General features: G+C 69.2%; 15 protein-coding genes. 8 read left to right on the top strand and 7 right to left on the bottom strand.

All coding sequences use genetic code 11. The features are described 5' to 3' along the window. Positions 1-317 precede the first annotated feature (317 nt). Positions 318-4,271 (top strand): hypothetical protein, encoded by a 3,954-nt coding sequence (locus ACZ5LB_RS00195; RefSeq protein ID WP_464604149.1) that lies wholly within the window; start codon positions 318-320, stop codon positions 4,269-4,271. Between the two features lie 94 nt (positions 4,272-4,365). Here ACZ5LB_RS00195 and ACZ5LB_RS00190 read toward each other — a convergent pair whose 3' ends face one another. Next, entirely contained in the window at positions 4,366-5,355 is a 990-nt protein-coding gene (locus ACZ5LB_RS00190; protein WP_464604148.1) for a hypothetical protein, read from the bottom strand. A 503-nt stretch (positions 5,356-5,858) separates the two neighbouring features. Between ACZ5LB_RS00190 and dacB the strand changes: the two genes are divergently transcribed. The 3 genes from dacB (at position 5,859) to ACZ5LB_RS00175 (ending at position 9,795) form a co-directional block, all read left to right on the top strand. Continuing rightward, on the top strand, positions 5,859-7,253 hold the full coding sequence (gene dacB, locus ACZ5LB_RS00185; RefSeq protein ID WP_464604147.1) for a D-alanyl-D-alanine carboxypeptidase/D-alanyl-D-alanine endopeptidase: 1,395 nt from the start codon (positions 5,859-5,861) through the stop codon (positions 7,251-7,253). Beyond that, positions 7,250-7,930, top strand: a complete 681-nt coding sequence (locus ACZ5LB_RS00180) for a phosphoribosylanthranilate isomerase (RefSeq protein WP_464604146.1) — start codon at positions 7,250-7,252, stop codon at positions 7,928-7,930. The genes dacB and ACZ5LB_RS00180 overlap by 4 nt, the downstream gene beginning before the upstream one ends. A gap of 107 nt (positions 7,931-8,037) precedes the next feature. Next, positions 8,038-9,795, top strand: a complete 1,758-nt coding sequence (locus tag ACZ5LB_RS00175; RefSeq protein ID WP_464604145.1) for a 30S ribosomal protein S1 — start codon at positions 8,038-8,040, stop codon at positions 9,793-9,795. A gap of 51 nt (positions 9,796-9,846) precedes the next feature. Here ACZ5LB_RS00175 and ACZ5LB_RS00170 read toward each other — a convergent pair whose 3' ends face one another. Then, positions 9,847-11,202: an OmpA family protein gene (locus ACZ5LB_RS00170; RefSeq protein ID WP_464604144.1), complete on the bottom strand. Its 1,356-nt coding sequence runs from the start codon at positions 11,200-11,202 to the stop codon at positions 9,847-9,849. 193 nt (positions 11,203-11,395) lie between these two features. Here ACZ5LB_RS00170 and trhA point away from each other — a divergent pair, with 193 nt between their 5' ends. Genes trhA through ACZ5LB_RS00155 form a run of 3 tightly spaced genes read left to right on the top strand, consistent with a single transcriptional unit; the run spans position 11,396 to position 14,315 of the window. After that, complete coding sequence (trhA, locus tag ACZ5LB_RS00165) at positions 11,396-12,043, top strand: PAQR family membrane homeostasis protein TrhA (RefSeq protein WP_464604143.1); 648 nt, start codon at positions 11,396-11,398, stop codon at positions 12,041-12,043. Next, a complete protein-coding gene (locus ACZ5LB_RS00160) occupies positions 12,043-12,780 on the top strand; it encodes a helix-turn-helix domain-containing protein (protein ID WP_464604142.1) in 738 nt (245 codons plus the stop codon). Before trhA ends, ACZ5LB_RS00160 begins: the two co-directional genes overlap by 1 nt. A 23-nt stretch (positions 12,781-12,803) precedes the next feature. Continuing rightward, a complete protein-coding gene (locus ACZ5LB_RS00155) occupies positions 12,804-14,315 on the top strand; it encodes a sigma-54-dependent transcriptional regulator (RefSeq protein ID WP_464604141.1) in 1,512 nt (503 codons plus the stop codon). Here ACZ5LB_RS00155 and ACZ5LB_RS00150 read toward each other — a convergent pair. After that, positions 14,312-15,052 (bottom strand): hypothetical protein, encoded by a 741-nt coding sequence (locus tag ACZ5LB_RS00150; RefSeq protein WP_464604140.1) that lies wholly within the window; start codon positions 15,050-15,052, stop codon positions 14,312-14,314. The two genes, ACZ5LB_RS00155 and ACZ5LB_RS00150, sit on opposite strands and share 4 nt — an antisense overlap. A 120-nt stretch (positions 15,053-15,172) precedes the next feature. Here ACZ5LB_RS00150 and ACZ5LB_RS00145 point away from each other — a divergent pair, with 120 nt between their 5' ends. Next, the gene (locus ACZ5LB_RS00145) at positions 15,173-15,775 is read left to right on the top strand and encodes a hypothetical protein (RefSeq protein WP_464604139.1); all 603 of its coding nucleotides are present in this window, start codon (positions 15,173-15,175) and stop codon (positions 15,773-15,775) included. Here the strand turns inward: ACZ5LB_RS00145 and ACZ5LB_RS00140 are convergent. The 4 genes from ACZ5LB_RS00140 to ffh form a co-directional block, all read right to left on the bottom strand. Then, positions 15,690-16,238, bottom strand: coding sequence for a ribosome maturation factor RimM (locus tag ACZ5LB_RS00140; protein WP_464604138.1), 549 nt, complete (start codon positions 16,236-16,238; stop codon positions 15,690-15,692). The genes ACZ5LB_RS00145 and ACZ5LB_RS00140 overlap by 86 nt on opposite strands. Continuing rightward, positions 16,238-16,513 carry a KH domain-containing protein gene (locus tag ACZ5LB_RS00135; RefSeq protein WP_464604137.1) on the bottom strand — a complete coding sequence of 92 codons (276 nt, stop codon included), beginning with the start codon at positions 16,511-16,513 and terminating at the stop codon, positions 16,238-16,240. The genes ACZ5LB_RS00140 and ACZ5LB_RS00135 overlap by 1 nt, the downstream gene beginning before the upstream one ends. A gap of 81 nt (positions 16,514-16,594) precedes the next feature. Beyond that, positions 16,595-16,837 carry a 30S ribosomal protein S16 gene (rpsP, locus tag ACZ5LB_RS00130; RefSeq protein WP_306599601.1) on the bottom strand — a complete coding sequence of 81 codons (243 nt, stop codon included), beginning with the start codon at positions 16,835-16,837 and terminating at the stop codon, positions 16,595-16,597. 36 nt (positions 16,838-16,873) lie between these two features. Further along, on the bottom strand, positions 16,874-18,229 hold the full coding sequence (gene ffh, locus ACZ5LB_RS00125; protein ID WP_464604136.1) for a signal recognition particle protein: 1,356 nt from the start codon (positions 18,227-18,229) through the stop codon (positions 16,874-16,876). Between the last annotated feature and the right edge of the window lie 3 nt (positions 18,230-18,232).

Below are 18,232 nucleotides of genomic sequence, written 5' to 3'. Positions count from 1 at the left end.
CAGGCAAACAGGGTGTGCGCCGATGCCGAGCCGTGCGAAGCCGGCTCGGCGTGCCTCGGGCTCCTGACGCACTCCGAACGGTGAGGGTTCCGCCGTTACGACGGTACCCTGCCAGGAGGTTGCCGCGGGTCCATTTTGTATATTTTATTAATCTGGCCGCTCAGGCAGTCCGGGATGCAACCTTGTACCTTTCAGCTGTAAAAATTAAAAATAATAAATTTAAAAATTGCGCTCGCCCGCATGCCTAACCGTCAGGTATAAAAATGATTGTTCTATATTAACTATTGCTTATATTGATTCCCTTGGAGACCCCGCTCATGCCTCTTCGCGAACCCGTCCACCCCCAAGCCACACCTGCCCCCTCCCCGGGCGTGGCCCTGCACCTGGCCACCGCCGCAGCAGCGGCCTTTCTCCTGATCCTCGCCCCGGCCTGCACCCGGCGGTCCGGCTCCGGCGCCTCCGGTTCCGGCGGGTCCGTCCCCACGCCCCCGGAACCGGCGGCGCCGAAGATCGACACCTTCCAGGCGGACAAGTCGATCATCACCCGGGGCGATCCGGCAGTCCTGACGTTCGTGTTCGAGGGAGGGACCGCCACCGTCGAACCGAACCTCGGCCCCGTGACCAGCGGCGGTAGCCTGACGGTTTCGCCGGACCAGGACACCGACTACACCCTCACCGTCAAGGGCGCCGACAACGTGGCGGTGCATCGGGTCGTCACGGTGAAGGTGGCGCCGGTGCCCGTGGCCCCGGATATCCAGGCGCCGGCCCAGGTGGCGACGTTCCAGACCGGCATGGTGGCCACGGTCCCCTTCGAGGCGGGCAGTTCCTACAAGTGGAGCATCACGAACGGTTCCATCACCTCCGGCCAGAACGCGAACACCGTCGCCTTCGACGCGGGCGCCGCCGGAGACATGGTCCTGACCTGCGTCGTCTCCAACGCCGCCGGCACGGAGGCCAAGGCCAGCACCTTCACGGTCGCCGTGCAGGTCTCCACCATCACCGACTTCAAGGCGTCCCCGGCCCTGATCACCGCCGGCAGGACCACCTCCCTGTTGGCCACCTTCACCGGCGGCACCGGCCTGATCGAGCCCGGCGGCTTGCCGATCACCAGTGGTACGGCGGTGGTGGTCACCCCCGCGGCCGACACGACCTACACCCTGACCATCCACAGCGGAACCACCTCCCTGGTGTCGTCCCAGACCTTGGTGAAGGTCCTGCCGGCCCTGGCCGCCACCCCCATCACCGTCACGGGCGCTGTCCAGGCGGGAATCTCCGGCTACCAGGCGAGGGTGGCTCCCCAGGCCGGCTGCACCTACCGGTGGACGATCGGCAATGGCACCCTCACCGCAGGCGACGGCACCGACACCGTAACCTTCGCCGCCGGCGTCCCCGGTCCGCTGACCCTGGACTGCGTGATCACCAACGCGGCCGGCGATTCCATCAATGCTCCCACCCTGGCCATGACCGTCCAAGGCGCCCCCGCTCCCGGCACGATGGCCGTTTCGCTGCTCCGGCCGGCCTTCCCCGCCTACGGGCGCGGGATACGGGCGGAGGTGAACCCTGAGCCCGGGGCCACGTATGCCTGGACGCTCTCGGACGGCACCATCGACCAAGGCGCGGGCACCAACGCGATCGCCTTCACCGCCGGTGGTCCGGCGCCCGCCACGCTGCGGTGCGCCATGACCCTGGCGGACGGTTCCACCCGCGAAGGTTCGGTGGGCTTCACCCCCACCTTCCCGGTCATCGACCAGTTCACGGCCAACCAGAGCGTGGTCACGGTGGGACGGAGCGCCACGCTCACGTACACCTTCAGCGGCGGCACCGGAACCATCTCGCCGGGCAATCTCTCCGTCACGAGCCCCGGCAGCGTCCAGGTGACGCCCGGCACCTACACCCTGACGGTCGTCGACGCCGCCGGCAATGTCGACCGGTTGGAGCGGACGATCACCACCGTCCCCATGCCCACCATCACCCGGTTCACCACCAGTCATCCCATCCTCGGCCCCGGCCTGGAGGCCGACCTCACCGCCGAATTCGACGCCGGCCCGGGCGGCAGGGCCGAGGTGGAAACCCTCGGTGCGGTCACCAGCGGCCAACCGGTGAGCACGGGCCCCCTGCAGAACGGCCGGCGTTTCGCCCTCCGGGTGACCAACGCCGGGGGCGACAGCCTCACCCGCGACGTGACGGTGCGGGTGGCGGCCCTCGAACTGCTGGCCGGATTCCCGTCCGGGCCGGGCAATGGTGACGGCGAGGCCCGCTTCGCCCGGTTCAGGAACCCGCGCGGGCTCGCCATGGACGCCGCGGGGAACAAATACGTGGCGGACGCGGGGAACCACACGATCCGCAAGGTGGCTCCCGATGGCAAGGTGACCACCGTAGCGGGGAATCCCGGCGTCCCCGGAAGCGCGGACGGCCTAGGGCGTGAAGCCCGGTTCAACGCCCCAGTGGGCCTGGCGCTCGATGCCAGCGGCAACATCTATGTGGCGGACTACGGCAATGCCACCATCCGCAAGGTCACCGTGGACGGGACCGTATCCACCCTCGCGGGCGTGCCTGGGAGCCTGGGTTCCACGGACGGCACGAACGGTGACATCCGCTTCAGGGAGCCCGTCGGCATCGCGGTGAGTCCGGATGGCACTCAGGTGTTCGTCTCGGACAGAAGCACCCGAACCATCCGGGCCTTCAATCCCAGCCAAGTCCCCCTGGTGACGCTGACGATCGCGGGCCAGGATGGCGTCAATGGATTCATGGACGGGCCAGGCGCCACCGCGCTCTTCCGGCAACCGGGAGGCCTGGCCCTGGCCGGGAACGGCAGTCTCTTCGTTACGGATACGACCTCCAGAGTCGTCCGCAAATTGACGCCGCAGGGGGACGGCACCTATGTCGTCTCTACCGTCGCGGGCCGGGATCTGGACAGAGTCCTCAATGGCGTCAGGGACGGTGACGGCCTCACGGTCGCGACGTTCACGAATCCTGCCCAGATCGCCGTGGATTCCACAAACAACCTCTACGTGACGGATCTCGCGCACAAGAGTGTCCGCAAGCTCACCCTGACCTCCACCGGGTACGTCGTATCCACCCTGGCCGGCAGCACCTCGACCATGGGAACCCAGGATGGCAGCCCCTTGACCCAGGCCCGGTTCACCCTGCCCGCGGGCCTGGCGGTGGACGCATCCGGAACGGTTTTCCTGGCCGACGGCGAAGCCGGCGCCAACGGACCCTACGGGAACGCCATCCGGGCGATTCCCGCGGCCGCCGACACCTATACCGTCGCTGGCACCCGTCCCTCGGCAGGGGCGGTGAACGGCGTCGGGGTGGCCGCCAAATTCGCGGTGCCCATGGGCTCCGTGGTCGACGCCGCCGGCGTCACCTACGTGTGCGACGCCGAAAACCACGCCATTCGCAGGATCTCGCCTGACGGCACCGTCACCCAATTCGCCGGGAACGGCACCCCTGGCAACGTTGACGGGACCGGCACCGGAGCCCAGTTCGACCAACCCTTTGCCATCGCCATCGATTCCGCGGGGTCCCTGTTTGTCACGGACAGGAGGAAAAATACCATCCGCAAAATCACGAGGGACGGCGTCGTGTCCACGGTGGCGGGGGATGTGACACAGCCGGGCGGGTTCGCAAATGGGCTGGGTACCGCGGCGCGCTTCAACGGGCCTTTGGGCATCGCCGTGGACGGAGCCGGCAACATCTTCGTGGCCGATGCGTTCAACTCCGTGATCAGAAAAATCGACCCGGCCGGGCAGGTCACCACCTTCGCCGGCGACCCCGGGCGGCATGGCCACCTGGACGGGCCGGCCGGGTTGGGCACCTTCGTCACGCCCTTCGGAATCGCCCTGGATGGGGCCGGAAGCCTAATCGTTTCGGATTTCGGTTCCAACACCATCCGGAAGGTGAACCTCGCCACCGGCGACCTGAACACGTTTGCAGGGGATGCGGGCGATCCCACGTTCCCGACGGCCCCCGGGTACGTTGACGGGAACGGCTCCTTGGCCCGATTCAACAAGCCGGCCTCCCTGGCGGTTGACTCCGATGGGAACGCCTATGTCGCGGACCTCGCCAATCAGGCTCTACGCATGGTCTCGCCCGACGGAACGGTCACCACGGTCCTCGGCTTTGCGGGGTACCAGAAGATTCGAGGGGTCGCCCCCGGACCGCTGCCTACGGCCTTCGCCGACCCCCTGGGCATTTCAGTCGACCCGACAACGGGCAACCTCCTGGTGTCCACCCCGGACGCCGTCATGAAGGTCGCGTTCCGGTAGCCGGGCGCCCCGGCCCCTCAGTCCCAACTTGACCCCCACCCGCCAGGGCCGCGAATGTCTCCGCGGTCCTGGCGGTTCCGCGCAATGCCCGCCCTCACCAGGAATAGGCGAGGCCCGTCAGCAGCACGTCCGTGTCACGGTCGTCGAGGGTGACGGTGCGGTTCCACTGCAGACGCACGCCCCAGTGGCCGCCGAGGTGGCGCCCCACGACCATGGAATAGCGTCCGCTGCCGCGGACGTTCACGGTGTCCGGGGGGTCCGGCCTGTCCCGGTCGGGGAAGGTCCGGGAGAGGTAGGGTCCCACGCCCACGCTGAGCATCCAGTCGCCGTCCGCGCTCCGCGTGGACAGCCAGAACTGCACCGCGACGCCGTCGCGCCGGGCCGCCACGATGCCCCCCTCGTCGCAGTAGGTCACCGAGACGTCCAGGTGCCGCGTGAGCCGCCTTCGGTAGTCCACGGCGAAGGACTGGAGGAATTCCGTCGTCTCGCTTTCCATGCTGTTGAGGATGGTCCGCCCGAACAGGAAGGCCAGTTCGTTGGGGGGATCGTCCACGGGCGTCCGGGAACCGGAGCGCCGGGCCGGCGCCGGGCCGCCGAACCGCGTGCTCACGCCCACCAGGGAACTCTGGGTCCGGGGCCCGGACGAGCCGAGGACCCGGTTCAGTTGCACGAAGGCCTCCCAGCCTCCGCCGGCCGGCGCGTACTGGGCCCGCAGGCTCACCAGCGTCTTGACGCCATGGTCGTTCTGGTATTCGTCGGATTCCCCGCCGGGCGTGGTGTCGAAGTTCCGGTAGATCCCCAGCCCGGCTCCCAGGCGCAGGCTGTTCTGCTCCATGCGATGGAAGCGCCAGACCTGCAGCGCCGCCCCGTCCCGGTGGTGCCCGTCCAGGTGCCCCTCGTTGAGCCACGAGAAGCTGCCCGACCAGACCGGGCTGAAGTGGTGCATGTACATCATCTGCCAGGTGTAGGTCGCCTCCTGGGCGCCGATGACGTGCAGCCTGCCCAGGGCCGCGCTCACCTCCTGGGCGGACCCGGGGGATCCCCCCGCCAGGGCCAGGAACAGGAGCATCAGGAGCGGTCGCATGGGGATCCAGGGCAGGGGTCGGGGCCGTTCCGCCGGGCCGGCGGGGTGTCGCAGGAATTTAGCTTAATCGATCGTTTGACCTATTGCCAGACAATTCGAAGCGGCCCGAAGGCTGCAAAAACGCATTAATTTACAGCTCATATGAACACACAGGAAGCCAACCTAGGTCTTCATGCGGGCGCGACCAGAATATGCGGTCACCTTAATCGAGCGAGTGAACATACCCCAGGTTTAGAGGTCAAAACGAAGGGTTCGGTACCTCCAACCCACGCCGCATGGACCTGCCACCGGCGACCGGGTTCGCGAACCGCCGGCACAACGAAGCGGGAGCTTGCCGGGGATTAACGGGGATGGACGGGGATGCAAAGGGATGGGAAAAAGACATTTGGATAGTCCACCAGGGGCGTCGGATCGGCAGGCGGGGACGGGGTGGGGTTCTCCGTTTCCGGGTCCCATCTCCGCTAGCCCGGATCCCCGGCCAAGCCGCGGTCTATGATGGTGGAATGACCGCCCGCACCCTTCTCCTCCGCCTCGCCCTGGCCTTTTTCGCCGTGGCCGCGGCCCGGGCCCAGCCCCTGGCCACCCGGCTCCAGGCGCATTTCCAGGGGCCGCGCTTCGAGGCCTCCCGCGTCGGCGTGTCGGTGGTCTCCCTGGACACGGGGCGCACCCTCTTCGAGAAGGACGCCGGGTCGTATTTCCTCCCGGCCAGCGATGCCAAGCTCTTCACGTGCGCCCTGGCCCTGTGCCGGCTGGGGCCCGAGCGCCGGATCCGCACGTCGGTGATGGCCGGGAGCCGGCCCGGGCCCGGCGGGATCCTCAAGGGCGACCTGGTCCTCTACGGCCGCGGGGATCCCATGTTCATGGCCCGTTGGCGGGGGCGGCCCGTGCCCCCCGACCCCTTCGAGGCCCTGGCGGCGCAGGTGGCGGCCTCGGGCGTGCGGGTGGTGGAAGGCGACGTGGTGGGCGACGACAGCTTCTTCCGCACCCGGCCCTTCGGATCCGGCTGGGAGGCCGGGGACCGGGACTTCGCCTTCGGGGCGGACGTGTCGGCCCTCACGGTGCACGACAACATGGTGGACCTGCGGGTGTACCCGGGCCGCGACGGGGGGCCCTGCTTCCTCTTCCCCCTTCCGGGCCTGGGGCTCCTGCCGCTGCGCAACCGCACCACAACCGGCGCGGGGCCTGGTCCCGCCGCCCTGTGGGAGGACGGGGAACTGGTGGTCACCGGCGCCCTGGCCCCGGGCGCGGCCCCGGTCACCCTCGCCGTCCCGGTGCGCCGCCCCGCCCTGTTCGCCGCGGGCCTCCTGCGCCGGGCCCTGGAGCGGCGCGGGGTGCGCGTCACGGGCGGCGCCGCCTCGCGGGCCGTGGCCGCCCCGGTGGAACTGGCCTTCGTGGAATCCCCCACGGTGCGCGAACTGGTCCGGGCCACGCTCAAGGATTCGGTGAACCTCTACGCCCAGCTCCTCCTGCTCCAGGCCGGGGGCTCGGAGGAGGCGGGCCTGGCGGCCCTGGCGGCGTTCCTCAAGGAGGCCAAGGTGGCCCCGGGGGACGTCCTCCTGGAGGAGGGGGCCGGCCTTTCCCGCAAGGACCTGGTCAAGCCCCGGGCCCTGACGGCCCTCCTGGCGTTCATGGCCGGCAGGCCCGAAGGGGCGGCCTTCGCGGACGCCCTGCCCCTGGCGGCGGTGGACGGCACCCTGCGCACCCGCCTGGGGGACGCCCCCACGGCGGCCAACACCCGGGCCAAGACCGGCACCCTGCGCCACACCCACGCCCTGGCCGGGTACGTGACCGCCGCGGGGGGGGAGCGCCTTGCGTTCGCCATCCTCCTCAACAACCACGTGTCCCCCACGCCGGTGGCGGACCTGGACGCCGCCGCGGCCCTGCTGGCGGCGCCATGAAGGCCCCGGCGGCCGGGGGGATCCGGCCCTTCGTGAAGATCTGCTGCATCTCGAGCCTCGAGGAGGCCCGGCTCGCCATTGCCTGCGGGGCCTCGGCCCTGGGCCTGGTGTCGGCCATGCCCAGCGGCCCGGGGGTCATCGGGGACGCGCTCATCGCGGAAATCGCCGCGGCGGTGCCCCCGCCCATCGCCACCTTCCTGCTGACCGCTCGCCAGGACGCCGACGGAATCCTCCGCCAGCACCGCCTCTGCCGCACCACCACCATCCAGCTGGTGGACGAGGTGCCTCCCGGGGACCTGCGCAAGATCCGGCAGGAACTGCCCGGGATCCGCCTCGTCCAGGTCATCCACGTGACCGGGGAGGCCTCCCTGGCCGAGGCCCGGGCCCTGGAGGGCCTGGTGGACGCCCTGCTGCTGGATTCGGGCAACCCGGCCCTGGCGGTCAAGGAACTGGGGGGCACCGGGCGCACCCACGACTGGGGGTTGAGCCGGGCCATCGTGGAGGCCACCGCCCTGCCGGTGTACCTGGCCGGGGGCCTGAACCCGGGCAACGTGGCCCAGGCGGTGGCCGCCGTCCGCCCCCACGGGCTGGACCTGTGCAGCGGCGTCCGCCGGGGGGGCAGGCTCGATGCCACCCAGCTGGAGATGTTCTTCGCGGCCCTCCGGGCCGGGGCCTGAATTTCCCTGCCGGATCTTGAGATTCCGCGATAACCTACCTGTTCTGCCGGACACATGTGCCGGGATTCCAGCCTTCCGGAAGAGGGCTACTAATTAGAGGTGGACGAATGTCCCAACTTTCAACACTCATCAAGGGCAAAGGCTCCAAGCAGATGGGCCGCATCACGGTGCTGGATGCCACCATGCTGGAGGACGAGACGCCTGATTCCCAGGAGTTCCTCGACGCCCTTCAGGGTGAGACCCGTGCGCTCCGCGAGGAAGAGGTGGTCCGCGGCATGGTCGTGGAGATCCGCGGCAAGGATGTCATCATCGACATCGGCTACAAGGGCTCGGGCACGGTCAACATCGATGAGTTCAACAACCCCGACGGCACCGTCGGCGTCGCCGTGGGCGACGTGGTCGAAGTGCTCCTCGAGCACCTCGAGGACCAGAACGGCAACGTGCGCCTCTCCCGCGAGCGCGCCGAGAAGATGAAGATCTGGGACGAGGTGGAGAAGGCCTTCCGCGCCAACCTCACCGTCCACGGCGTCGTGCTCGAGAAGGTCAAGGGCGGCCTGGCCGTGGACATCGGCATCCGGGCGTTCCTCCCCGGCTCGCAGGTGGACACCAAGCCCGTGCGCAACCTGGATCCCTACCTCGGCAAGTCCTTCGACATGAAGGTCATCAAGGTGAACCGCCGCCGGGGCAACATCGTCCTGAGCCGCAAGCTCTTCCTCGAGACCATCAACGCCAACCTGAAGGAAGAGACCCTGGCCGGCCTGGAAGAGGGCAAGCTGGTGGAAGGCACCGTCAAGAACATCACCGAGTACGGGGCCTTCGTGGACCTGGGCGGCGTGGACGGCCTGCTGCACATCACCGACATGTCCTGGGGCCGCCTGAACCACCCCTCCGAGATGTTCCAGGTGGGCGACAAGGTCGAGGTCGCCATCCTCAAGTACGACAAGGAGACCGAGCGCGTCAGCCTGGGCTACAAGCAGAAGTTCGCTGATCCCTGGCTCACCGTCGAGGACCGCTACCCCGTCAACGCCACGGTCAAGGGCAAGGTGGTCTCCATCACCGACTACGGCGCATTCGTCGAGCTCGAGCCCGGCGTCGAGGGCCTGGTGCACGTGTCCGAGATGAGCTGGACCAAGAAGGTCAAGTCCGCCAAGGGCATGGTCAACCTCGGCGACATGGTCGAGGCCCAGATCCTGCAGGTGGATCCCGAGAGCCGCCGCATCAGCCTCGGCATGAAGCAGATCACCCCCAACCCCTGGATGGAAGTGGCCGAGAAGTACAACATCGGCCAGATCGTCACCGGCCTGGTGCGCAACATCACCGAGTTCGGCGCCTTCGTCGAGCTGGAAGAGGGCATCGACGGCCTGATCCACGTGTCCGACTTCAGCTGGACCAAGAAGATCAAGCACCCCGGCGAGATCGTGAAGAAGGGCGACAGCGTCACCGCCAAGGTCCTCAGCCTGGATCCCCTGAACCAGCGCATGAGCCTGGGCGTCAAGCAGATGGAGCCCAACGTCTGGGAGATCTTCTTCGAAGGCCACCACGTGGGCGACACCATCGTCGGCCGCATCGCGCGCCTCACCGACTTCGGGGCCTTCGTGGACCTGGGCGAGGGCATCGAGGGCCTGGTGCACGTCTCCGAACTCAGCCGCAAGCGGGTCGAGGAGATCACCAAGGAGTTCTCCGCCGGCCAGGAGCTGACGATGAAGATCGTCAAGCTGGATCCCACCGAGCACCGCATCGGCCTCTCCGTGAAGCAGTACGAGATGGACGCGGAGCGTGGCGAGATCGAGACCGCCAAGAACCTGCAGCCCTTCAAGAAGGCCACCCTCGCCGACGCGTTCAAGAACGTGGAGCGCGAAGACTAGCAGCACTCGTCCCAAAGGAGCCCCGCGACCCAGGTCGCGGGGCTTTTTCGTTCAGAGGCCGATGGGGTCGCCGCTCACCACCAGTTCCACGCGCCGGTTCCTCGTGCGCCCTTCCCGGGTGGCATTGGACGCCACGGGGCGGGCGTCGGCGAGCCCTTCGGCCCGCAGGCTGCCCAGGGGCAGGCCCTGGCCCGCCAGGAATGTCCGCACCGCTTCGGCCCGCTGGCGGGAGAGGCGGGCGTTGATGGCCTGGCTGCCCGTGGCGTCCGTGTGGCCCAGGGCGCGGATCTTCAGGCCCGGGCGCGTGAGAAGGATGCCGGCGATCTTGGCCAGGTTCACCCGGGCCGGCGCCGAGAGCCGACTGCTTCCGGACGGGAAGGCCACGTCCGTGAGGGTGGCCATGAGGCCCTCCTCGGTCTCGCGGGTCTGGAGCAGGCGGTTGAGCTGCTCCACCAACTGGCGGCGCACCTCGCGCTGGGCCTGGGTGACCTCCCGCTCCTTCCCGCGGGCCGCGCTGGCGGCCGCGGCGCGCGCCGCATCGGCCGACGCGTGGGCGGCATCGGCCCGGACGCGGGCGGCGTCCGCCTGGGCCCGGGCGGATTCCAGGCTGGCCCGGAGCTCCTCGGCGGTTTCCCGTTCCCGGGCCAGGAGCAGGGCCTCCCTCTGCTGGGCGGCGACCACCCGGGCGTCTTCCGCCTGCAGCACCGCCCGCCGCGCGGCCACGGCGGCCTCGGTGCCCCCCAGGTGGGCATGGCTTTCCATGCGGGCGAGCTCCCCCAGGGCAACCTGGTATTCCACGGGGGCGAAGGCCTCGGCCTGTTCCGCCTGGGCCAGGCGCACGGCGTTGCGCGCCTGGAGGACGTAGGGCGAGACGCGGGGGTCGCAGGCGGCGGGCTTGCCGCCGGGCTCCAGCCCGTGGCCGGCGCCGGGCCCGAAGCTGGCTTCCACCGCCTCCAGGGCCGGCCGCGCGCCCCGCACCGGCTGGTTTTCCAGGACCAGGGCGTCGCTCACCCGGGTCACCGCGAAGTGGGGCTCTGCGGTGACGATGAGCCCGAAGGACGGGAACGGGCTGATGGCGTCCACGTGGGCCTTCCCGCGCACGGCCGCCACCTCGCCCAGGTTCACGGTCCTGCCCTGGGGCGACACCGCCCAGAGCACGTAGGTCAGGTAGCCGGGGCCGAACCGGCTGGCGGGCTCCAGGCCGCCGAAGTGGGCGTGGACGCGCATGCGCCCCCCCTCCCCGCGCACCGTCGCCTGACCTGAGGCGCCCGGGGCCAGGGCGGTGCCGCGGAATCCGATGAGGGTGGATCCGTCCACGAACGGATAATGAAAGGCCTGGGTGGACGCCGCGTGCAAGGGGGCGATCGCGCACAGGACCAGCAGGGGCCAGGGGATGGCTCGGGGCATCGTGCTCCTCCATGGGCTAGGGGTCCGCACGGGACACGGACTGCCTCCTATGTGGGGCGGCGGGGCCGGAGGATTCACCCCCCCCCCTCCGAAGCTTTCGGAACCGGAATTTCCCGCCGGCACCGGCCCGCCCGCTGGAACAATGGTGGGAGGCCCCCGCGGACCTGTGCCATCATTCGATCGAGGATCTCCCATGCAAGCCCATCCCGAAGCCCACGGCCCACAAGCAGAATTCGCCAACAGCTTCACCCACGGCCTGGGCGCGGTCCTGGGCATCGCCGCCCTGGTCGTCATGGTGGTGCAGGCCAGCCTGCACGGCTCGGCCCGGGACATCGTGGGCGCCTCCGTCTTCGGGGCCTCGCTGGTGCTGCTCTACACCATGAGCACGCTCTACCACGCCTTCCGGGGCCCCCGGGTGAAGTTCGTCTTCAAGGTGCTGGACCACAACTCCATCTTCGTGCTCATCGCCGGCACCTACACGCCCTTCTGCCTGCGCACCCTGCCGCCGGGGTGGGGCTGGAGCATCTTCGGGGTGATCTGGGGGCTGGCCGTGCTGGGCATCGTCTTCAAGAGCATCTTCATCCGGCGGCTTTCCTGGCTGAGCCTGGCGGTGTACCTGGGCATGGGCTGGATCGTGGTGATCGCGGCCAAGCCGCTGGCCCGGCATCTGCCCCCGGGCGGCCTCCTGTGGCTGGGCGCGGGCGGCCTCTTCTACACGCTGGGCACGGTCTTCTACGGGTGGAAGAGCCTGAAGTTCCACCACGCCGTCTGGCACCTCTTCGTGCTGGGGGGCAGCGCCTGCCACGTGGTGTCGGTGCTGTTCTTCGTCATCCCGCGCTGATGCCGGGGCTGGAGGGGCTGCCGGGCTACGGGAGGTGGGGCGCCTCCCTGGAGATCCTGCGAGGCCACCCGGGCGCCCTGTGGGTCTACGGCGAGGCGGGCTGCGGCCTGAGCACGCTGGGGGCCTGCCTGGCCCGGGACCGCGACGCCGCCTTCCAGGACGACGCCGAGGGCCTGGAGCCCGCCGCCCTGGACGCCTGGATCGAGGCGCATCCCCGGGGCGTCCTGGCCTCCCACCTGGCTCCGGAGGCCCCCGCGGTGGCCCGGGCCGCCTCCCGCTGCCTTCCCTTCCGGCTCCCCACCCTCGAGGAGGAGGAGGGCGACCTGGAGCGCTGCTTCTGGATCATGGCCCGGGAGGAGGGCGTCACCGGACCCCTGCCGCCGCTCCTCACCGCCCTGCCCTGCCCCGGCAACCTGCGGGGCCTGCGCAACCGCCTGGTGCGCTGGAAGCTCCTGGGCCAGCTGCCCGACGACGCCGCGCCGCGCCTGCCCCTGGCCGACACCGAGGACCTGGCGGCCAACCTCCATGTGCTGGAGCGGCTCCTGCTCCACCGCGCCCTGCGGCGCAGCTACGGGAACCGGGTGGAGGCCGCCAAGCGCCTGGGCGTCAGCCGGCGGCACCTGTACCTGCTCATCGCCCGCCACGGGGATCCGGTGCGGGGCGAGGCCCCCACCTCCGGCGGGCCAAAAAGGCTCCTGCGCGGACAAAACTCCAACATCCGGGACCCGCGCCGATAAACTGAATGCATACAAGGTTGACCATGGCGAATCCTCTGAGAGTTCTGGTGGTGGATGACGATCCCGGCATGCGGGATGGCATGGCCATGAGCCTCAAGCGGGCGGGCTTCGTCACCGAGCAGGCGCGGTCCGGGGAGGACGCCCTGCGCATGACCCGGCCCGGCGCCTTCGACGCGGTGGTCACCGACCTGCGCATGACCGGCATGGACGGCCTGCAGCTCACCGCGCGCCTCAAGGCCCTGGACACGGGCCTCCCCGTGCTCCTGGTGACGGCCTTCGGCAGCCTGGACACGGCCCGGGAGGCCATGCGCCTGGGCGCCTTCGACTACCTCTCCAAGCCCTTCAGCCCCGACGAGCTGGTCCAGGCGGTGCGCAAGGCCATCCGCAGCGACGACCGCCTGAAGGCGGAGATCCCCGCCGAGGCCCCGGTGATCCTCACCCAGGACCCGGCCCTGGCCGAGACCCTGGCCCTGGCGCGCCGCGCCGCCGACAGCAAGGCCACCATCCTCATCCAGGCCGAGAGCGGCACCGGCAAGGAACTCCTGGCCAAGCTCATCCACACCTCCAGCCCCCGGCGCAAGGCGGCCTTCGTGGCCATCAACTGCGCGGCCATTCCGGAGAACCTGCTGGAATCCGAACTCTTCGGCTTCGAAAAGGGCGCGTTCACCGGCGCGACCAGCGCCAAGCCGGGCCGCTTCGAGCAGGCCGACGGCGGCACCCTGGTGCTGGACGAGATCGGCGAACTGCCCCTGGCCCTCCAGGGCAAGCTCCTGCGGGCCATCCAGGAACGCACCGTGGATCGCCTGGGCGGAAACCGCCCCATCGCCGTGGACGTCCGCCTCATCGCCCTCACCAACCGCGATCTGGCCACGGAAGTGAAGGAAGGCCGGTTCCGGGAGGACCTCTACTACCGCCTCAACGTCATCCCCCTGCGCCTGCCCCCCCTGCGGGAGCGCACCGCCGACCTGGAACTCCTGGCGCTGCACTTCGCCGAGCGTTACGCCCGGGAAAACGAGCGCCCCACCCCCCGGCTCTCCCCCAGCTTCCGCGAGGCCCTGGCCCGCCACCCCTGGCCCGGCAACATCCGCGAGCTGGAGAACGCCGTGCAGCGGTGCGTGGTGCTGAACCCCGGCGACCTCCTCACCCACAAGGACCTCGCCTGGCTCCTGGATCCCGCGCAGATGGAAGGCATGCCCGAGGACCCGCCCGAGCCGCCCCGGGAATCCCCCTTCCAGCGCCCCCTGGAGGAGGGTCTGCCCCCCGCCGTGGCCACCCATGGCGACCTGCGCGTCGCCGACCCCTCCGAGCCCCTGAAGGGCGTGCCCCTGGGCACGCTGGTGGCCCTGCCCCTGGGCATCCCCCTGCCCGAGCTGGAGCGGTTCTGGCTGCTGTCGACCCTCTCGGCCCTGGAGGGCAACCGCACCCACTGCTCCCAGAAGCTGGACATCGCCCTGCGCACGGTGCGCAACAAGATCAACGAGTACCGGGACGCCGGCTACGACATCCCGGTGAGTGGGCACGGGCGGGAAGACTAGCGTTTCACCGCAGCCTTCAGGCGGTCCTGCTCGAGACGGTAATGGCCCATCAGGGTCGCGGCCAGGGGTATGTCATGGGCGGCGACGGTGGCGAGGTGCGCGCTCAGGGCGGGAGCGTCGTAGGTGCCGTCGGGGAGCATGGGATTCAGGGCGGCGATCAGGGCCAAGGCCTCCACGAAGGTCAGGCCCTCCGAAGCCAGGGTCTTGGGGGCCAGGGTCTTGGGGGCGGGACCGGGGGTGGCGGGCGCCTTGGCCGGGCTGCTGGGGAGAGCGGGGGTGTCTGAACGGGCGGCGACCGGGCTGCTTGTCGAACTGGAGGAACTGGATGAACTGGATGTGCAGGTGGTGGCCTCGGGGGCCTTCATCCAGCCCAGGGCGATCAGCGTCGCGCCCAGGTCCTGCCAGGCCGGAAAGCCGTTTTCGGCGAGCATGGGCTGAATGATCGCGTGATAGGCGAAAGCCGCTTCGCTGCCGGGATAGCTCAGGGCATCGGGGTGCAGGGCCGCCATGCTTGCGACCACCTGGACCAGGCATTCCTGGGACGTGAGGTCGACGGGCACCGGACCCTTCCGGGCCGCCTGGAGGGCGGTCAGGCTCCGGGCGAGATCCGCTTCCTTCAGGCTGAAGAGCCACGCCTGGGCCTTGGAGCCGGCCTCGGCGTCGTAGCCTGGCGGGTCGATGGCGAGCAGGGGCTGGACCACCACAAGGGCGGGGAGAAGAAGAAGGCGCAGATTCATAAGATCTCCATCCCGGTTGTCGGGCTGCCTTTCCTTATGCCCCAAGCTCACTGGCCGTTTCGTCCCTTGACAAGAATTTTTATATTATTAATTTATATAACGGGTTTCCGGAATTTTCATTTGATCAACCACCTTTCTCCCCTCCTGGCCGGCTTCCTGGCCCTGGTCCCCTCCCTCGGCCCGGAGCGCCAGGCCGGGACCTACGTCCATTTCTCCAACGAATCCGGGGAATCCTGGACGGTAGGGGTGGACCGCCGGGCCGTCCTGAACGGGAGGCTCCGGATCATGGATTTCGACGGGGACCGGCAGGCCTGGAAAGAGGCGGGGCACCTGGGCCCGGGCGAGGAGGTGTTCCTGCCTCCGGGCCGCGACGTCCACCTGGCGCCCCTCCCGCCCGCCTACCTGGGGTTCCTCAAGACCGGGGAGGCCTTCACCGGCCGGCTCTACCTCAAGGACAGCCGGCGCCGGAAAATCCTCCTGGACGTGGCCCGCTCACCCCAGGCGGGCGCCCCGCCGGTGTTCAGCTTCGTGGCGCCGGTGTGCAGTTCGAAGGTGGAGGGCGTCCTGGCCTACGCCTTCGGCGACGGCGAGCTGGAGGGCTACGCCGTGGCCCGCATCCGCATCGTCGGGAGAACGGTCAGTCCAGATCCAGGTCCAGCAGGCCCGGGGGGGGATCCAGGTCCAGGCGCCGCGCGGCCAGGTCCACCTGCCACCAGGCCTTGATGTAGGGAACGTCCCGCTGGCCGGTGCAGCCGGGGCGCAGGTCCTTGAGCACGACCATGTCGTAGCCCATGGGCGTGGGGTCCAGGCGCAGCACCTCGCCCGCCAGGGCGCCGTGCACGTACACCTGGCAGCCGATCCACGCGTGGCGGAACGTCTCGCCCTCGGGCAGGGTGACGGCTCCGTCGGGGGCCCAGATGGCCCAGCCCTTGAAGGGCTCGGCGGCGGTGCGGTCCGGAAGTCCCTCGAAGGCGACGCAGGCCCGGTCCTGGTGGAAACGGAAGGTGCGCACCCGGGCGGGCCGCGCCGGGGGCGGGGCCGCCACGGCGCCTTCCAGGTCCAGGCCCGGCGGGGCCAGCACGAGGCCCTCCATCCCTTCCAGCTTCTCCGGCTCGTCCATGAGCTCGTGCAGGAGGAATTCGCCCTTGAGGCCCTGCACCTTGGCGAGGTGGCCCAGGAGGAACATCAGCGCTCGCCCGGATTCGCTTCGGCCCGGGGCTCGTCGCCGTCGAACAGCTCCAGGTTCACGATGAGGCCGGCCTTCTCGCCGGCGACCTTGGCGAGAGTGCGAAGGGAGGTGATCATGCGCCCGCCCTTGCCGATGATCCGGCCGCGGTCCCGGGCTTCGGCGAAGATGAGCACGTCGAGCTTGCGCCCGCCCTCCTTCACCTCCACCCGCAGCGCCTCGGGATGGTCCAGGATGGGGGACAGCACATCGGTAACAAATGCTTCAAAGTTCATGGAAGCTCCGCCGGGCGGCCGTGGCCAACCGGCCTTCAAGGCCAGATTAGCCGGCCCGGATGCCGGGCCGGCGTGTCGAGCTTACAGGATGGAATTCTTCTTGAAGAGCTCCAGGACGGTCTTGGAGGGCTGGGCGCCCTTGGCGATCCAGGCCTTGGCCTTCTCGGCGTCGATGCGCACGGTCTCGCCGTTCTGCGCGATGGGGTTCACGAAGCCCAGGACCTCGATGGCGCGGCCGGTGGGGATGCGGTCGTTCTCGGACACGACGATGTGGTAGAAGGGCCGCTTCTTGGCGCCGTTGCGGGCGAGACGGATGGAAAGCATCGGGACTCCTTGGGTGTTGAAAAGAAAAGTGCGGGGTTAGAGGGAGAAGGGCGGGTTCTGCATGCCCTGCATGGCCTGCATCCGCTTCATGAAACCGGGGTTGTTCATCTGGCTCATCATCTTCTTCATCTGCAGGTACTGCTTGAGAAGCTGATTTATTTCGTGGACGGGGCGGCCGCAGCCCGCGGCGATGCGGCGCTTGCGCCTGGCGTCCAGGAGATTGTGGTTCTGCCGCTCGCGCGGAGTCATGGAATTGAGGATGGCTTCCAGGTGCTTGATGCGCTTGTCCGTGGCCACGGACTCGATCTGCTCCTTCATCTTGCCCATGCCCGGCAGCATGCCGATGATCTTCTGCATGGAGCCCATCTTCTGGATCTGCTGGAACTGGCTCCGCATGTCCTCCAGGGTGAACTGGTTCTTCACCAGGCGCTGGGCCATGCGCTCGGCGTCCTTCTCGTCGATGGTGTCCTTGGCATGCTCGATGAGGGTGAGCACGTCGCCCATGCCGAGGATGCGCTGGGCCATGCGGTCGGGGTGGAAGCGCTCGAAATCGTCCAGCTTCTCGCCCGAACCCACGAACTTGATGGCGGTGCCGGTGATGTGCCGGATGCTGAACGCCGCGCCGCCCCGGGTGTCGCCGTCGGCCTTGGTGAGGATGACGCCGGTGGTGGCCAGCTTCTCGTGGAAGGCCCCGGCGGAGCGCACGGCGTCCTGGCCGGTCATGGCGTCGGCCACGAAGAGGATCTCGGTGGGGCCGCAGGCGTCCTTGATGGCCGCCAGCTCGTTCATCAGGGTCTCGTCCAGGTGGAGGCGGCCGGCCGTATCCAGGATGACCACGTCCCAGCCCTTGAGGGCCGCTTCCTGCACGGCGGTCCTGCAGATGACCACCGGGTCCATGGATTCGGTGCGCAGGCTGGGCACCCCGGCGTCCCGGGCCACCACGTGCAGCTGCTCGATGGCGGCGGGCCGGTACACGTCGGCGGGCACCAGGAGGGGGGAATAGCCGTTCTTCTTCAGATACTTGGCAAGCTTGCCGCAGGTGGTGGTCTTGCCCGAGCCCTGCAGGCCCACCATCATCACCACCGTGGGCGGCTTCGGGGCCATGTCCAGGGGTCGTTCGGGAGCCTGGCCGCCCATGATGGCGGTGAGTTCCTGGTAGACGACGTCGATGAACTGCTGGGCCGGGTTGAGGCCGTTCAGCACCTCGACCCCCAGGGCCTTCTCCTTGACCCGCTGCAGGAAGGCCTTGGCCACCTGCACGTGCACGTCCGCTTCCAGGAGCGCCATGCGCACGTCCCGGAGGGCCTCCTCGATGTTCTTCTCGGACAGCCGGCTCTGCCCCCGGAGGGACTTCATGGCGCGGCTGAGTTTATCGGAAAGGGTTTCGAACATGGG

Source organism: Mesoterricola sp. MK458, assembly GCF_055384935.1.
This window is presented reverse-complemented; position numbering and strand designations above follow the sequence as displayed.

Coding starts and splice junctions, on each gene's coding strand:
- ACZ5LB_RS00195 (WP_464604149.1), top strand. CDS start 318: ATGCCTCTTCGCGAACCCGTCCACCCCCAAGCCACACCTGCCCCCTCC.
- ACZ5LB_RS00190 (WP_464604148.1), bottom strand. CDS start 5,355: ATGCGACCGCTCCTGATGCTCCTGTTCCTGGCCCTGGCGGGGGGATCC.
- dacB (WP_464604147.1), top strand. CDS start 5,859: ATGACCGCCCGCACCCTTCTCCTCCGCCTCGCCCTGGCCTTTTTCGCC.
- ACZ5LB_RS00180 (WP_464604146.1), top strand. CDS start 7,250: ATGAAGGCCCCGGCGGCCGGGGGGATCCGGCCCTTCGTGAAGATCTGC.
- ACZ5LB_RS00175 (WP_464604145.1), top strand. CDS start 8,038: ATGTCCCAACTTTCAACACTCATCAAGGGCAAAGGCTCCAAGCAGATG.
- ACZ5LB_RS00170 (WP_464604144.1), bottom strand. CDS start 11,202: ATGCCCCGAGCCATCCCCTGGCCCCTGCTGGTCCTGTGCGCGATCGCC.
- trhA (WP_464604143.1), top strand. CDS start 11,396: ATGCAAGCCCATCCCGAAGCCCACGGCCCACAAGCAGAATTCGCCAAC.
- ACZ5LB_RS00160 (WP_464604142.1), top strand. CDS start 12,043: ATGCCGGGGCTGGAGGGGCTGCCGGGCTACGGGAGGTGGGGCGCCTCC.
- ACZ5LB_RS00155 (WP_464604141.1), top strand. CDS start 12,804: ATGGCGAATCCTCTGAGAGTTCTGGTGGTGGATGACGATCCCGGCATG.
- ACZ5LB_RS00150 (WP_464604140.1), bottom strand. CDS start 15,052: ATGAATCTGCGCCTTCTTCTTCTCCCCGCCCTTGTGGTGGTCCAGCCC.
- ACZ5LB_RS00140 (WP_464604138.1), bottom strand. CDS start 16,238: ATGTTCCTCCTGGGCCACCTCGCCAAGGTGCAGGGCCTCAAGGGCGAA.
- ACZ5LB_RS00135 (WP_464604137.1), bottom strand. CDS start 16,513: ATGAACTTTGAAGCATTTGTTACCGATGTGCTGTCCCCCATCCTGGAC.
- rpsP (WP_306599601.1), bottom strand. CDS start 16,837: ATGCTTTCCATCCGTCTCGCCCGCAACGGCGCCAAGAAGCGGCCCTTC.
- ffh (WP_464604136.1), bottom strand. CDS start 18,229: ATGTTCGAAACCCTTTCCGATAAACTCAGCCGCGCCATGAAGTCCCTC.